Origin of the sequence: Chitinophaga nivalis, assembly GCF_025989125.1 — a bacterium.
In the GTDB taxonomy this organism is placed as follows: domain Bacteria; phylum Bacteroidota; class Bacteroidia; order Chitinophagales; family Chitinophagaceae; genus Chitinophaga; species Chitinophaga nivalis.
Genome location: NZ_JAPDNR010000001.1, coordinates 6,504,860 through 6,520,658 on the forward strand (window position 1 = coordinate 6,504,860; position 15,799 = coordinate 6,520,658).

The window sequence follows — 15,799 nt, forward strand, 5'->3', positions numbered from 1 at the left end:
ACTGTCCAATCAGAAGAATCATACAAATCACTCACTACTGGAGCTGAATAAACACCTATAAACATATGTAAAAATTAATTAAAGTACTCTTCAAACCCGGTAGCTGAACTATATGTTGGTGTCCCTACAACATTGTTAGTCCTTATCCTAGCATAATACCCTCTTGGCACGATGCCGGACAATGAAACAGTACTGGCTGTTGTAATTGCAATTCCAGTATTAACTCCCTCTCGCCCGCTGCTGATACTTGTCCACCCGGTGCTGCCATCTGGGGATATCTCCAAGAAAACCTGCCCAATACTACCCAGGGAGATGATAGCATTTGCAGTAATTTCTATATTATAGAATACCCGGGTGAGGCGTTGTGTAGATGGCTGCCAGGGTGTATTCACCGCTTGTGTGGTAACATTGAATGTTGATGGTGGTGCATACCATTGCTTAATACTCCAGTTGGCACCATCTGAATATATACCATATCCATAATTATTACCCGGCAACGATAATACCCCAGATGCACTGCCATCAATTGTTTGCCCAGCTGTTGTATTGAATGTTACCGTGTTTGCGTTATTTGTCGTCTTTTTTACAACATAAGCACGACCAGCAATACCTACCGCAGTAGGCAATGTGATAACAACATTTGATGTATTATTTACATTGACGAAATAGTCCGTGCCATCCAGTGTCCTATTAGCATTAGTAGTGCGAATTGGGAACGCCACACTTCCCTGCACATGTAATGTAGAATTTGGTGTTCCGGCGCCTATCCCAACATTCCCCAAGGATGTTACTATCATCCGTTGACTCATAATGGCATCACCACTCCCTTTTGTCCAAAAGGATAAATTACCCGAAGAAGCGACATTATCTGTAAAGTTGGACTCAGCGCGTGATATAATACGGGCCATTTGTATTCCGAAAGATGGGCGGCCAGCCAAAACAGATGCGCCTAAATTAACACCTGCAAAGCCAATGGAGCCAAGCAAAAGGCCATTTCGCACGTATCCATATTGATTAGTAGTATCAGTAAAAGATACAACGTTGTTATTGCTTCTTGTAAAAATGAAGCCACCAAGACTATCCAATGCAGCGTCATTATTGTTATTGTACTGTACAATTCTAGCTAATTGTGCATCAATTGCATTGGAGGAAATAAACAACTTCGGATGAGCAGAAGTTGTCATTAACAATGGGTATCCTAATTTCAAGGCACCAATATATCCAATACCGGAAATACGGAAGTCTTTCGCCTCCTCCACCGCGGTTTGGTTTAATATACCCGTGTTTGTTACCGTCCAGGACACATTGTTTGCAAGGTTTTGGACACCACCCGTAACTGATATTCCGGCGCCCGCAGCCACGTTCAGTGTACGGGTGCGGAATGCATAGCGGGCATCCGCTGCGGCCAGGGTGGGCTTATTCAAAAGCGAGTCGGTTAACCCGGTGATGTTCGCGATAGGAATACCAGTTATCTTCACAGGCACGTTACCGGCCAACCGGCGTAGGAATAATGTATCATTGCGTAGGAATGCACTGTCCACCCGACGCGACAAACTATCAACCAAACCGGTTGGCACAGCCAAGTAGGTACCATTGGTGTATCTGTATTGTAGTACTGCTGTATTAGGTATATATACGGCGGAATCAATAGCAGCACTTATACCAATAGTTAACTTTTTCCAATACTTACCATTGTATCCATAGTATGAGCTATCTTGTATCCTATATAACATTGCGCCAGGAGCCAAAAGTGAAGGCCTAATATTTATGGTATCACCCCTTGGCATTAACAACAACGAGTCGATCCTCAGAGCTGTCTTAAATTCGTACAATCTACCATAAAACACCTGTGAAGGCGGCTCGCTTTGACCAAATGTCACAACGTGTATAAATAACAATACTAATATTAATAACCTCTTCATTGTGCATATATTCTTATCCTCTGTTGGCTGATCAGTGGAGGGAAAAAGGTAATTGTACCTGGCCCAGAAACTATTATGAAGTTTGCTCCAAACCGGTACTGATATATTCCTTCACGAAATACTTTTACATTTTTACCTGACAATACAGAGTTGTAATAATTAGTCTCACCATCAGATGGTTGACCAATGTCACCAACAGTAAACTCAATAATAATTGCCATAAAATAAAAGGCGGCGTTTAAGCCGCCGATTTTGTTTAGTTAATGGCAAAACATTCAAAAATTGTCAATGGAGTGTCGAATGGACATGGATTATCCTGACTTCGCCATTTTGCAGAACCATTCCATTCAACATTATCTTCCAAGTTTTCTGTAACAGGCGCACGGGTGTCTATCGTTGCTGTTTTATCAGCTATGTGTGTCTGTGTGCCAGTTCTATAAATGGCATAGAATTTCTTTCGTTTCAAAGTATTGTAAAAATTACAATTCTCCTTATAAGATGGATCTCTCCAGTTCAAAGTAAAGTCTCTTCCCAATATTGTCTCTACATCATCCCCATAACCAGGTCCGGTTATGGGGTCTGGAGCATCAAGGGACCCAACTACTTTTGGGATAATTACAATGTCCCCACTAAGTATGCCTGACTGCCAAACTGGAATGGAAGTAGGATTAGCCAATAATGTAGTATAGAAGGAGGTTGAAACAAATGCAACAGATCGTACTCGACCTTTCTCATAATCCTCGCAAGGGTCACACTGATAATCTGGTAATTCATCAGTATTACAACCCGGATAATAAACTGGCATTGCAAAAAATTTATAGAGTTTCTTCGCAGTGGCAAAGACTTGTGCAGCCTTTCTGATAACGTAACTCCACCCTGTATCGGATAGAGAATAGAATATGTTCTGGTTTGAGGAAATAATCTAATCCAACAAATTCGTTTGAAAAAACGGATCTACTGTTGATATTTGAAGAGATAGGTGAAATATTGATATACTGTATCCCTGGTATTTTAAAACTACTAAGGATGTTTGATGAAACAGCCATTTCCAAAGCATCTGGTTGAACCTTAACCTTCTTTCTATTTGCCATTATCACCAAATCAATATCGTACAAATGCTGAATTGTAGAATTGTCATCACCATATCCATCTTTCTTTATTTGGGTATATGATGTACCTACAATACGGTGATAAATACCCATTTCATTAATATCATCGAAGGTAGTTAATTGAGCTTGGCCAAATAAATCAATATCTGCTGGCAAGTACAAATACCGGCTCCCTTCCTTTTGGGCAATTTGATAAACAATACCCCAATATTTAGCAGTTGGGAAAGAAGTTAACTTTTCCCTTAATGCCTTATTTATTCCTTTAACAATTTCACTCAAATAACCCATTTATATAATCTTGTATTGCTTGTTCTGCCATAAGCAATTCATCATCACTTAAATTATAGGTATTGGGAAATCTATTTTCCATCCAACCTGCCTTATCAAAATTATGCGGATTATTGAATCCTAGACCAAATTGATCATTCTCGGATACAGGAACAAAGTCCTGTTCCATTTGCCTGGTGAGAGATAATATTATCTTCCTATCATTACCCCTATTTTCTTTTTCTCTAATTCTCAAATAAGAATTTTTATATTCTCCGATAGGAGAACCATCCGCTTTCTGACCACGTTTATGGATACGTTGCCGGACTTCTCCCACAAGCCCAAATACAACCCCTCTCATATACTGATCTTTATCGACAATTAAAGAATTTAGTTTTTCTTGTATACTAATAGATGTGTCCATCACATTAGACTTTCACGGTAATGTATAGGTCCATTTTCTTGCATACAGTCCGTTTCTTTGACAATGCAGTCAGATTTTTCGACATCTATACCTTGCACAGCCAAAGGAAGTTCATTTTGGAATTTGGATATGTAATAATCCTTTAATTCCTTAGCCTCGTCTAAGTCAATAGTAGTATATCTGTTAATACGATTGCTGTAAATTCTCTCAATCATCAGTTCATGGCCAAGGAGATACATTAAACAAGTAGATAAAAGATCTCTGTTCTCACATGCAAGGCACTCAACAGTATCCCACTGGTTGATCTGATAGCACTTATTTAATTGAGCCATAAAATATGTCCTGAAACTCAATATACCTCTCTTCTGAATTTCATTCCATACTCCCAAAAAGGTCTTTTGCTCTGCATCAGCAATGTTATCCATCATTTCAAGACTGATACCAGGTAGTGAATTAATATATAATCCACTACCTGGCTCTGCTGAACCACATCCCATAAGGCCAATATAACCTGTTAGGCATTGCAATATAGATGGGCTTTCAGTCATTAGCTATTTGTTACAGTGTAGCGTAATGTTCCGTTATTACCGGTTAATCTGTCAGTGCCGCAATCAGATGCGTATGCTGTTTCGTTTTGGTAAGAATCACTTGGGATATTAAACAGACCAAACTTCTTAGATAGAATAAGTGCATACCCTCGCTCAATAGGAATCGTGCCGTCACACTCTGATTCGATTTCTTGTGGACAATCAAAATATTTCAACTGAGCGTCGAATACCAGTGCGTCATACCCGCCATTACATGCAGGACATTCGATAGGTAAAGGAAGAGTAAAGAATCTGGAAACACCCTTATCTCCAGCCCGGAAACCGGTGAACCTGGTAATATCAATGAGGCCAACACTGCCTTCACTGAACACTCCAACTTGATTAGGACCCCACGCTCCTTTTGCGTATAAATCATGATACCAGTTAAAACCAGTGAATTTGCTCATATCAATACCGGCAGCACTGCAACATGAAACTAGCTGTTGAATGGCGAAATTATTCATGATACCACTTCCTACGATATTAATCTTACCACAGAACTCATTTTCCTGAGCATCTGCTAGTATCTTGGTTATTCCGCTTTGCAGGTCATATTGTGTGGCATCTTTTGGTATATTTACTGATTGAGCCGAATTTGAACCTGTAACGACATTAATGCCAAACTTAGGGGCCTGCAAGGTTAATAAATCCTGATTAATTGCCCCGATAAGGCCATTAGCAGTATTCATTATGTCCTTTAAAAATTCATTCATCAGTGGTGTAGATGGCTGACCAACCATAACTGTGCGAGATGCATCTGCACAATATTTAGCCATATCCGCATCATCAATGAAAAAAGCAGCTTTCCTAAAATTGGTAGTAGCTAAAGCACCCTCAAGCCAACGTGGTATGTAATTTATGTCACAATTATCATCGGTACTGGTCTGTGATGGTAGGATACGTTTTTTGTACTTAAACCTAACATCTCTTTCATGCCCATTGCCGTCGCCAAGATCAAGCAATTCTATAGCTGGCCTATTTTCCAGAAGCATTTGCAGGAAGCCCGCAGCAGTAACTTTATAAGATGGTGTATTACATTGAGTAATATCGCTCAACTGAGCGAGGATGGAGGGGCAAAATCCGTTTGCCATTGATATAAAATTAAGAAGTTACAAAACCCCTCAACCCGCTGATGCTATATCTGCCTGGGCAGCGGCAAGAGCTGCTGCGAATGATGAACTAACCGGGCGATTTGCTCCATTGGGGGGAGTTGCATTTGTTGGCCCGGTCGGTGGTGCCGGCTTTGTCACCGCAATTAATTTATTTTTTGAGAGCACCGAATCTCGAAACTCTTCAAAACTTACCGACTTATTATCGGCGTAAAAGTCTAACGCTTCATCGGAAGCCTGAACAAGTTTTAGCGCGCCATCTTTTTTGATAACCTTGGCGCCTTGGTTAGTTAATTCCTTCGTTATATATTTTTCGGCCATCTCAGCCATAACAGCTCTATCAAATTGATCTGTCAAAAGGTTCGCTGAATTGATAGAAGACATCAACATGAAATTTGTAATTTCATCATCCGATTCCCTTTTTATTTGTTTTATCTTCTTGTCCATCTCAGATTGCAAAGTGGCCTTTTCCTTATTCAATGCGTTTATTTGTTCTTGTAAAATAGCTCGGTCCCCTTTATTCGCATCTGTTTTCTTTGCTTCTAGCTCTTTAATTTTCTTAACCAAAGTTGGGATACGTTCATATGAACTGGCTATACCATTTATCTCCTTCATGGAGTCTTCATCGAACTGATACTCCTCCATGAGACGAACTAAATTTTTATCAACACCATCAAGCGCCTGCTTGAAGAAATAGTTTTTAAACAATAAACTATTCTTTACAGCATCATCTGTATAAAGTTTAGTATCAATGAGTTTATACAACTCATCCGGTATATCAAAATTAGCACTGAGTAAATCCGCATATTGCGGCAAGCTAGTATCTACACCAACTTTTTTTGCGAGGTCGCTTAAAAGTGTACCTATTTTAACAGACATAATTTCTATTTAATTTTCACTTACCGCAGCAAGGCCTACGGGGTTTTGGTTTTGGTTTTTGAATCGGTTTACCCATATTATTATTGTTTAGGCTTGGGACCCGGCTTCCCCTTTTCTCTTTCAGCAGTTAATTCAGAAATTTTTTCATTCAAACTGTCGTTCTGCTTTTGTAGTCTGTTTAAAAACTCAAAAATTGCAGAATTATCTTGAGTTATTGCGGAAGTATGATTTGATGCCATGCTAGTTCCCACATCTGAATGCTGCATATGAGAAACTTCATCATCTGATGCAGGCAATACAGTAACTATTTCAGAAAGTGCAGACTTACTCCTGGAGACAAGAGTGTTTTGCTTTGTCCAAAACGAACGATTACGCTGGTTGTCTGGAATAAATGTTGTATTCCCATTTTGAATTACTTTCAAGTATTTTTCTGGCATTATATCACTTCGCTTAATTCAAAACAAAAATAGATAAAATCTATACAATATGTCATTTAAATAAATTAAAGTTATATATTTACTATATACTTTAAATATTGGATCATGAGCAAAAAAAGAGCAATATTACTGCCCAATGTGCCAGATGATATTTATGATATTATCAAAGAGGAACAGAAAAAGCGTGAAATTGAATGTGATTGCAAAAAATCAATGGAGAAAATTGTATATTCCATAATCCGAAAACACAAAAATGTCAATGTCAACACAAAAGATTAATGCAGATAAACCAATAGGTAAATCTTATGGCAGCATACCACATCTTCCGGGATCCCGTGTTGGCCAAATGGATTACCACATTAGTGAAGGACAAGCCCAGATTGCGACCTTGAAGGTTAGAGATAAATATGATCTGATTATTGTTCAGGAAAAACTGGATGGATCAAATGTGGCAGTAGCAAAAGTGAATGGACAAATTATTGCGATAACTAGATCTGGATACCTTGCCACCACCTCTAAATATATACAACATCATTTATTTGACACATGGGTAAATCAAAATAAAAATAGATTTTTTGAGTTATTAAATGAAGGAGAAAGGATATGTGGAGAGTGGCTGGCTCAAGCTCATGGCACTATCTATGAATTAAAACACGAACCGTTTGTTGGATTTGATTTAAGAACCGGTAAGGAACGAGTGGTATTTGAAGAGCTGTCTATTAGAACTAAAAAATTAGACATAACCCTACCTCATGTTCTTTCCTATGGCCCTACGAGCATACAATCTGTCTTAGAACTACAGGGAGCTACAGGTCGTACATTCTTCAATGCCCATGGATCAATAGATGGTATTGAGGGAGCTGTATGGCGTGTTGAGAGAAAGGGCAAGGTGGACTTTCTGACTAAATTTGTTCGACATGATAAGGAAGACGGGAAGTACCTTCCAGAAAAAAACGGATCCGGAGAGCCTATCTTTAATACCTGGAATGGATCCCCTGTAAATTTATTAATCAAATGATAAATAAATGACCAATAAATATCAATTGGCATAACATAAGAAAAAAGCAATATTTATGACAATGGGATATGGGTGTGCCTCCTTATTTTTATACATATTTATTCCGTAATTCCTTAGGAACAAAAGCGTCTGGAACTGGATAAATACCATGCTGACAATTCCAGCCACCTGCTAGCGTAATAAAGTTAGAGCTATTTGTACCATTTATCATACCTTCTGGCAGTCCTGTTTTTTCATAAACAGCACAGTGCCTCGCCTTATATTCTGGAAAGTCTCCCGCCAACAATGCCGGTATTTCGCTGACATGAAAAAATTCTTTTTCAGTCATCGCCAGGCAAAAGCACCTAGTTGTCTTTATATTGCTTCCTGTATATCTGTACCATTGGAAATTTAGCCCCTGACTGGCTGTTTGACTATAATTCCGAGAATATTGGGATACAGAAGTTATTGTATAAGTTTTGAGATACTTGCTCATAATACCATCTCCAGTATCATCATCAGTAAGATTAACGCGTAAAGTTTCCTGCAATTGTTTGTAACTACCTCCAGTTGTAATACTTTGGGTTAAAATTTTCTTTATGGGTTCAATAACATTTGATTTCAACCCGGACTCAGTAAGTGCGTCCAATGTGCTATTGATAGACTCTTTTTTTACAGCATCCAACATCTTGGTTGGTTTGTATCTTTTATTTAACGCTTTGAAATAATCATTTTGTAATGATGAAATACCATTAAATGCCTTCATGTACTCAGTTACATCCGATTTGTATCCTTCATCCAGTATCAATTTCTGTAGTTTACGAGCAATCATACCAATCAACCTAACATTAGATATATTAGCCTGTATCCTGCCGTTTTTCAAAACAAGGCCTTTTAACAAGCCAGAAATTTCATCAAAAACCTTTTGCTGCAGCAATGGTACCTTACCATTGAACGTTTCAGCTGATTTTTCAACGAGATCATTTATTTGCTTTATTATTTCAGAAGGTGTTGCCATTATGTCAATTGTGCTATTTTATCTATTTGTTGTTCGGAATTTTCAACCTGTGGCGTACCGAGCTGTTTACGAGCCTCCGCCTCGGATATTCCAAATCTATCAGCAATCAAAGCAACTGCCGCCTCTAAATCGTACAATCCTGATGCAACTGCTTTAGCTATTTCAATCATACCAGTTAGACCACCCACTGTATATTTAAGATCTCCAGCTGTTGCTCCATCCGCCCCACCGGTCATAAGACTCTTATTAATATCCTCTTTGGCACTATTTGATACGATGACTTCCTTCGCATATTTATTAATGATGCTTTTTTTAGATTTTATATCCATAGATTGGAACGACTTATTCTCATGCATAGCTCGACGAACAAATTGCTGTATATTTGAACTAATAACATAATCCTCGAGTGTTATACCATTATTGCTCAATCTGGACATTTTATCATCCTCTGTGGCATTAGGAAAGGGATCTAACAGAAATACATTTAATAGTTCGTCTTTAACAGCAGTGTTAGTATAAAACTTCTTATTTGCATAATCAATCTGCATCTGGTTAAGAATAACCGGATTGATCCCTGATTTAATAACCTGGGTTATTTCTGCCAGAAGGAAGGAAGATGAAAGCAAATCGAATCTTTCTGGTACCGCTATTCCTGGCAACATCTTTTTTCTCAAGAAATTGTTCGGAATAGAGTCCATATATCGATAGTCATTTATTATCATATAGTTCCAGTCCATGTTTGCCACTAAATCCTCTGCTACGGAGTTTACGAAATTATTCAACTCATCTTTATCTACCTCTTTGGCTATACCACTTTGCCCCAATGGTGTTTCCGCAAGAAATTCCATATTAATAGCAGAAAGTGCTTCTCTAATTTGATCTTTAACTAAAGAGCCTATCCTGTCTACCATCAAAGCAACATCAGTTTTCTGAATGTATCCAGCTGGCGGAGTAGGTATTGGAGATCCCCCCTCCAAATTATTTTGTGGCCTTAGTACGATGTTTGAGTATGGCGATGTTTGGATGTATCCCACTCCGTTACATTGGTCACATGAGCATTTGTCCAAACCTCTGGTTATATTCCCGCTACCCTTACAATGTCGGCATTCTGTTTGCGAAAAAATCCATTTATCTGAATGGACATGTTGAACAATTTCAGCCTGCAGGTCTGAATAGATCCTTACCGCTTCGTCAAGACGAGGTACCATGCTTTGTATGCGGGACTTGTAAATGAAATTGTCTCCCATTCCCTTGAAAAACACCCCACCTAGACGACGAATGGGTGCATATCCAAGCCCATGTTCATATACAAATTGCATTGACATCCCCCCAAGCCTATCAATTTGCACCCACTTTTGAACAAAAAGAGCATCTACATAATAAACAACCTTACCATCATGGTTGTAGGTACCATCTTTATCTATATAGGCATATGTGTCAGTTGAAAGCAAAACTGCGTAATCGTCCATTCGATAATCAAGCACCTGATCCGAATTAAAAATGTAAGTAAATGGCTTTTTGTAATCTGTGGATCTTACATCAAACATGTTAATTGGCCAGGAAGCCTGTATTGCGTTGGCATCAATTAGCAATGCTTTCAGAAGTACAGAAAATGCCCAGTTCGTAACGCTTTTAAAAAAGGGGTAGTTATGCTCACAATATTCCTGCAGCGTTTCTTCTGGCCTTACAATTGCAGGGATATTTTCATTATTGTATGAAATAGACCAATCTGTTGACCTTCTAATCTTTGATAGAGAGGTGATAACCTTACTGATAACTGGTTCCGTGATAGGCACATATATTTTCTCCCGGTATTCCTTAATCCTTTCACTTTCTGATGGCCTTCTATCTTCGATAATGTTCTTAGGCATATCTCCATCAGCATGAACCCTTAATTTTTCATAAAGATCCACTGTCTCATCATAGGAAATATTCTTTGCTCTTCTCTTTACGTAGTTTTCAATTACTTCGGGTGTCACATTAATCGGCATAGCTAGTATTTTACTCTTTCCGGTAAGTAGCTGCGTTTATCACGCACTTTGTATGGTTCTGATATGCCCATTATTTTAGAGTAATAACTGACTAGGTTATTATAATGGGCCTTACCATATTCTGGTACAACATTTCCTCCTATACTATAAGCATAAAAAGGAAGTTCATACGGTTGCATATGGCGATACTTCTTATCTCGAAGATACCAGTATACTGGCAACCAATTTTCCTGATGAGGAAGCATGCCGGTCTGTAAGCTTGCAATAATAAATGCCAATTCATCAGGCATATGAGAACCAGCGAATGGCATAGTTTTAATCTTTGGCCTACTGTATGCAGACTTTACTTTCCTGAAAAAGTCCTTTGTCTTTTGATTCTTTTCAAAGTACAAGCACTCACTATAAAACACATACATAGGATGAGTATCGCCAGTAACTTTTCTAACCTCTGCAGGATCAGCCCATAAACACTTCTCCTCCTGCCCTTGATTCATTATAGCAAAATCTACACCTGAAAGAGTAGAAAACAGGTCACTTACTTTTTTATTTACAAGGAATATCATGTCAACATCCAAATATAATGTCTTGTCAAATGGAGACAACTCATATAACTCTGTTTTGCTTTTAATAAAATCTTTCTTATCACCATGGTGATACTTTTGCTGAGAGTTGAACAAACTTGCTTCCTCTCTTCCTAAGTTAAAATATCCCCCATCATGCACCAGATGAATAAGGCAATTGTCATTTGCTTTAATAGATGCAGCCAAATTAACTGCCATTTTCAGGTAGTTCTCGTGTCCTAAGGCAATCATCATCACACCACCCATATCGCAATACGTTCTTTATCTCCAACCGCCGGTACAAATATTACTGTGCCGGTTGTTGAATTGTGAGAAAATCTATTTTCACCAACTGAATATTGTATTATTCCCTCTCGGTAAATCTCCAGTATTGATACGTTTTTCAAGTTATCATCTTGATAAATACTTTCATCTACACCTATTTTAGGTGTGGGGACCTGAAATTCAACATGATATCTTTCAGGGCATGGTTCTGAAATATTCCCATCACATTCTTCTATTACCTCTACACCACAATTAAATCCACAATTATTGTTTAAGTTATGGTGGCTAAAGTCCTGTATTTTGAATGTAGCAGGAGATAAGGCAGTATTAAAGTCGGCATAATCGACAGTCAAATCACCCTGCTGAATCATCCTACTATTGACCCCACTATAAGCATTTTCAATAGTCAATATATCACTCTTTAGTGCTACAACCAACCTATCATGTTGCTCTTCACTCAAATAAGCAACCGACCCCTCCCACTCTTTGTCTATTATAGTGGAAAGTCTCCCTTTGCCCCCATCTGATTTCCTATAAATATTTTCTGTTGATATGCGTTGTGGCTTTCGAAGATAAAATGGTAGCCACAACATATTCTCCGTAAATTTGATTGTCTCATCAAAATATGATACATACTTGAACCCATATCCATTCTCCTCATTATAATATGTTACTTTGGTCATGTAGCATTTATCAGTTTCGCGATAAAACAAATTGCTGCATGCAATAGCCTGTTTAGCGGCATCTAATATGCAATACCTAAAACACTCTCCGGGCGAGACAACTCCTGACATTGAAACAGTGGGAAAATCTACATATCCATATCCATAAAATAATTCTATCCCAATTGTCTTTGTTACAACTTCTCCGTTATACAAAACAGGAATACCATATATCTCAGGCATTTCACAGCAGCTAAAAAAATCAAAATTGTAAATACTTGTTTCATAATAATTGCTTAATATTTCGAAAAACGAAGTAGTATCGTATGTACCAGCAGGGATCTTCGGCTGCGAACCGGAAGGAGTGTAATCTGCGATGGTAATAGGGAAATAAGCTGCTACTACTTCCCCTGATTCGTCCATAAATTTGTATCTTGGACATATAGGCTGTACAGGTTTATTTATGTCCAAAATTAAGTCGCATTCATCTGAACAAATCCCCATGTAAAATTGAGTAGTACTTGGCAGTAGATCTGTATCACTAACCTTGAATTGAAATTTAATAGAAAAGTTATCACAAATAGGCAACTTTGCTTGCCTTGTGTTGCCGGAACAATCATTTCCCTGTTCGGAAAATTGTATAAAGCTGTTATATGCAGATTCTATTATCATTACAATTGATTTAAAGTCCATGTCTCATTAGCACCCTTCTGTATAATAACAGCGTATTCTGAAATAATATCATAAATGGTTACAGATAATAGGGATCCTGTACTACTTGTATCCCCATAAGCCTTGGAGCTTGATTCTATATTTTGCCCATTTACCGCTGAAATGTGTCCATCCGGTGGAACAGGATTAGGATTTATCGTCCCAGGGAATCCATTGCAGAATCCACCAGAATAACATTGGCCAAACTTGAAAGAAATATTTTGGTTAAAAATACCGCCAACGGGTGTTGCATGGATCACTGCAGTCTTGTTACCACCTGGCTGGAAAGGACCATACCATGACATATACAACAATATTGTAAGCTGCGGAGCGGGTACTTCAAATGTTTGCACGCCATATATACCCACTTCCCCATTATCACAATATGGGATTACTATTAATTGGTATGACCCAGGAATAAGTGCATTGATAGTAAATGGATGTGAAGTCGTTGCGCCACTCAAAACAGTAGCCCCATCTTTATTCAATACATATTCCCAATAAGCAGCACCTGGTGTACTATCTGTAAAATCAACTATTGCATTATTATTCGCATCTATCACCACTTCTATATCAACTACAGAAGTATTACAAGGTTCAGGCTCAGGTGGAGCTGGCAACTGAATATCATTCTTTGGTATAACTACAATAGTCGCATCTCCGGTATTAGGTTTATATGTTATTGATTTAATCCATCCTGTAACCTCCCTTCCGTTGCAACGAATACCCACCTCTTTTCTTCTTAATGTGGATTCTGATTTTATTTTCTTGAATAAATTGTAATTTAATGGATGATCAAAAGTAATTAATTCAGGAAAAGTAATAGGCTTTGCATCATCCAGATTTACAAAATCCACTATTTCAATATCATCTGATTCTCCAATGACACCTCCTTCTATACTACAGGCATTTGTTGCATATTTCGCTATGTAGTTGGCTTCGCCTGATGAAAATATCAATTTTGAATCTGAACGCAATTGTCGCAATGCCTGTATGACATAACTAAACCATCTCATTGCTAGCCTTGATGGACTTATCAAAGCATTGTAACTCGTGGAAGGATCAATGATATTTTCATATCCTGATGCATTTTCAGAGAACTGGGTTACATGATAGTTGCCAGGGCTATCAAACGTCAAGCAAAATCCAAATGAGTCATTATCATATTGGTAGTCCGCTGTTGTTTTATCCTGCCGTCTTGTTATTTCAATAGTATATGGACTGCAGATAATATCTGTAGACAATGATAGTTCATTGGTTATCGAATTAATACCTATTCTATAGGTACGCTTTGTCATATATTCATCCAGTCCAGTTGTTTCATTTGCTTGCCACTTGTTGTAACCTACAGTTAATTTATTGTAAGCTCTAGAGTTATCTGCTGATCTATCTATTTTCGCAGGGTTAAACCAAATGCCCACACCATTCTGATAAAAATACTTCCAATCCTCAAAACGCAATCTATTATAACCAGGCCGATTTACGTCGGGCTCAACATCCATACCAATATTCCATAACGATTTCTGTTGATCAAACAGCTGTTTTAATGATATGAATTGACCTGGCTGGGTACCATCAGATAGCATCTTCCTTCTAATATTCAGACCATTGGTTATGGCAAATAACCCCGGACAGGGATTATTGGCAATTGCATACGGTTGCGAGTCTATTCGACCAAATGTTTCACTATAGAATTTTATCCTGTTATTGGTAATAGACTCTACAACCCTACTGGCCGCTTCATTTATCATGAAAACCTTGGATTCTGTCTCCTCGCAAGAGTTAACAGTTGAAAAGCTAACTTCTGTTTCTTTATCAATTCCAAATGTTAATTGCTGCATTGAGGCTGATGATGTTTTTATGTACGTAATAAACATGTATACCCATACAATGTAACTTGGCTGCACACTGATAGTTAGATCTGCACTATAATCGAATGTATTTATATGCGTCACTTGGCTACTTTCATATCCAACTAAATTTTGCTGGTACACAAATGCTCCATCTGATTGACTCGGTCCCGCATAAACATTTAGTGTCAAAGCAACAACCCTACTTGCGAAGGTTGAATCAACTAAACTTCCTTTGACTCTTAAACGCATTTTCACGCTATTTGAAACACATTTCAAATCACCTTGCGGATTTATGTATATAAAAGCATTGGGAGGAGGAATATTGGGATCCCCTATTCGCCCATTGGGGTCAAAATTCGGTCCAGTTGGAAGATCGGTGGAATTAATATCTACTTTTGGTTGCACAGTAAAATATGGTAGTATATTCCCTTGTACGGTTCCGGTAGTACCTGCTGGTGAGATATTCCCCCATGGAGAATAAATTAGTAAGTCAAAGCTACTATTTTGCTCATTTTTCCCTTCACTTATTTGAAGCAGGCCCCTGGCTGGCACTTCAATATTGAAGTTTAGGCCAGGATAATCCTGGAGCACAGTAGTTTGATCAAACGCTTTGTTACTTAAAAGGTTAACCTGTTGTTCATAGTTATTCCTCAATAACATAACATCCGTTGTATCTTCTAACCCTATGATAACTGAGCATTCTACACCACATGTATCTTTGTATTCAGGGAATCGTAGACGTCCAGTGTAAAACAAATCAAACTCAGAATCTTCTGAACATTGAAAATAAACCCGCAGACCCATATCACCATTGAAGCCATACATTTCCCATTCTTCTTTAATAACCTCAGCACCCTGGCCAACAAATTGAAGGGAATTAAACGTATAACCAAAGAATACACCATGCCAATTCATATCACGAGTGATATCAATTGTAACATCGGACCAATCTACTGGCTCTTGTATCTCCATATCAATGCCCTCTCTG

The 15,799-nt window shown here is 38.2% G+C and carries 16 protein-coding genes; 2 read left to right on the forward strand and 14 right to left on the reverse strand.

All coding sequences use genetic code 11. The annotated features are described in order from the left end of the window. Nucleotides 1-74: 74 nt before the first annotated feature. The 9 genes from OL444_RS23795 to OL444_RS23835 all read right to left on the reverse strand — a co-directional run bounded on the left by OL444_RS23795 (nucleotide 75) and on the right by OL444_RS23835 (nucleotide 6,734). On the reverse strand, nucleotides 75-1,922 hold the full coding sequence (locus OL444_RS23795) for a hypothetical protein (protein WP_264729336.1): 1,848 nt from the start codon (nucleotides 1,920-1,922) through the stop codon (nucleotides 75-77). After that, entirely contained in the window at nucleotides 1,919-2,143 is a 225-nt protein-coding gene (locus tag OL444_RS23800) for a hypothetical protein (RefSeq protein ID WP_264729335.1), read from the reverse strand. The genes OL444_RS23795 and OL444_RS23800 overlap by 4 nt, the downstream gene beginning before the upstream one ends. A gap of 35 nt (nucleotides 2,144-2,178) precedes the next feature. Continuing rightward, nucleotides 2,179-2,727: a hypothetical protein gene (locus tag OL444_RS23805; RefSeq protein WP_264729334.1), complete on the reverse strand. Its 549-nt coding sequence runs from the start codon at nucleotides 2,725-2,727 to the stop codon at nucleotides 2,179-2,181. Nucleotides 2,728-2,737: 10 nt separating this feature from the next. Next, nucleotides 2,738-3,310 carry a hypothetical protein gene (locus OL444_RS23810; RefSeq protein WP_264729333.1) on the reverse strand — a complete coding sequence of 191 codons (573 nt, stop codon included), beginning with the start codon at nucleotides 3,308-3,310 and terminating at the stop codon, nucleotides 2,738-2,740. Next, complete coding sequence (locus tag OL444_RS23815; protein ID WP_264729332.1) at nucleotides 3,303-3,722, reverse strand: hypothetical protein; 420 nt, start codon at nucleotides 3,720-3,722, stop codon at nucleotides 3,303-3,305. Before OL444_RS23815 ends, OL444_RS23810 begins: the two co-directional genes overlap by 8 nt. Beyond that, on the reverse strand, nucleotides 3,722-4,270 hold the full coding sequence (locus tag OL444_RS23820) for a hypothetical protein (RefSeq protein ID WP_264729331.1): 549 nt from the start codon (nucleotides 4,268-4,270) through the stop codon (nucleotides 3,722-3,724). Before OL444_RS23820 ends, OL444_RS23815 begins: the two co-directional genes overlap by 1 nt. After that, a complete protein-coding gene (locus OL444_RS23825) occupies nucleotides 4,270-5,400 on the reverse strand; it encodes a hypothetical protein (protein WP_264729330.1) in 1,131 nt (376 codons plus the stop codon). The genes OL444_RS23820 and OL444_RS23825 overlap by 1 nt, the downstream gene beginning before the upstream one ends. 30 nt (nucleotides 5,401-5,430) lie before the next feature. Next, nucleotides 5,431-6,297, reverse strand: a complete 867-nt coding sequence (locus OL444_RS23830) for a hypothetical protein (RefSeq protein ID WP_264729329.1) — start codon at nucleotides 6,295-6,297, stop codon at nucleotides 5,431-5,433. 80 nt (nucleotides 6,298-6,377) lie between these two features. Further along, the gene (locus OL444_RS23835; RefSeq protein WP_264729328.1) at nucleotides 6,378-6,734 is read right to left on the reverse strand and encodes a hypothetical protein; all 357 of its coding nucleotides are present in this window, start codon (nucleotides 6,732-6,734) and stop codon (nucleotides 6,378-6,380) included. A gap of 105 nt (nucleotides 6,735-6,839) precedes the next feature. Between OL444_RS23835 and OL444_RS23840 the strand changes: the two genes are divergently transcribed. Together OL444_RS23840 and OL444_RS23845 are read left to right on the forward strand one after the other, a co-directional pair. Further along, the gene (locus OL444_RS23840; RefSeq protein WP_264729327.1) at nucleotides 6,840-7,013 is read left to right on the forward strand and encodes a hypothetical protein; all 174 of its coding nucleotides are present in this window, start codon (nucleotides 6,840-6,842) and stop codon (nucleotides 7,011-7,013) included. Continuing rightward, on the forward strand, nucleotides 6,994-7,752 hold the full coding sequence (locus OL444_RS23845) for an RNA ligase family protein (RefSeq protein ID WP_264729326.1): 759 nt from the start codon (nucleotides 6,994-6,996) through the stop codon (nucleotides 7,750-7,752). Before OL444_RS23840 ends, OL444_RS23845 begins: the two co-directional genes overlap by 20 nt. 88 nt (nucleotides 7,753-7,840) lie before the next feature. On the opposite strand, the gene OL444_RS23850 is transcribed toward OL444_RS23845, so the two are convergent. From OL444_RS23850 to OL444_RS23870, 5 genes are read right to left on the reverse strand one after another with little or no spacing between them, the layout of a single operon-like run. Further along, complete coding sequence (locus OL444_RS23850) at nucleotides 7,841-8,749, reverse strand: hypothetical protein (RefSeq protein WP_264729325.1); 909 nt, start codon at nucleotides 8,747-8,749, stop codon at nucleotides 7,841-7,843. Then, nucleotides 8,749-10,740 carry a hypothetical protein gene (locus OL444_RS23855; protein WP_264729324.1) on the reverse strand — a complete coding sequence of 664 codons (1,992 nt, stop codon included), beginning with the start codon at nucleotides 10,738-10,740 and terminating at the stop codon, nucleotides 8,749-8,751. Before OL444_RS23855 ends, OL444_RS23850 begins: the two co-directional genes overlap by 1 nt. 2 nt (nucleotides 10,741-10,742) lie before the next feature. Then, nucleotides 10,743-11,567: a hypothetical protein gene (locus OL444_RS23860; protein ID WP_264729323.1), complete on the reverse strand. Its 825-nt coding sequence runs from the start codon at nucleotides 11,565-11,567 to the stop codon at nucleotides 10,743-10,745. Continuing rightward, complete coding sequence (locus tag OL444_RS23865; protein WP_264729322.1) at nucleotides 11,555-12,919, reverse strand: hypothetical protein; 1,365 nt, start codon at nucleotides 12,917-12,919, stop codon at nucleotides 11,555-11,557. The genes OL444_RS23860 and OL444_RS23865 overlap by 13 nt, the downstream gene beginning before the upstream one ends. Further along, nucleotides 12,919-15,783, reverse strand: coding sequence for a hypothetical protein (locus OL444_RS23870; RefSeq protein WP_264729321.1), 2,865 nt, complete (start codon nucleotides 15,781-15,783; stop codon nucleotides 12,919-12,921). The genes OL444_RS23865 and OL444_RS23870 overlap by 1 nt, the downstream gene beginning before the upstream one ends. Nucleotides 15,784-15,799 lie beyond the last annotated feature (16 nt).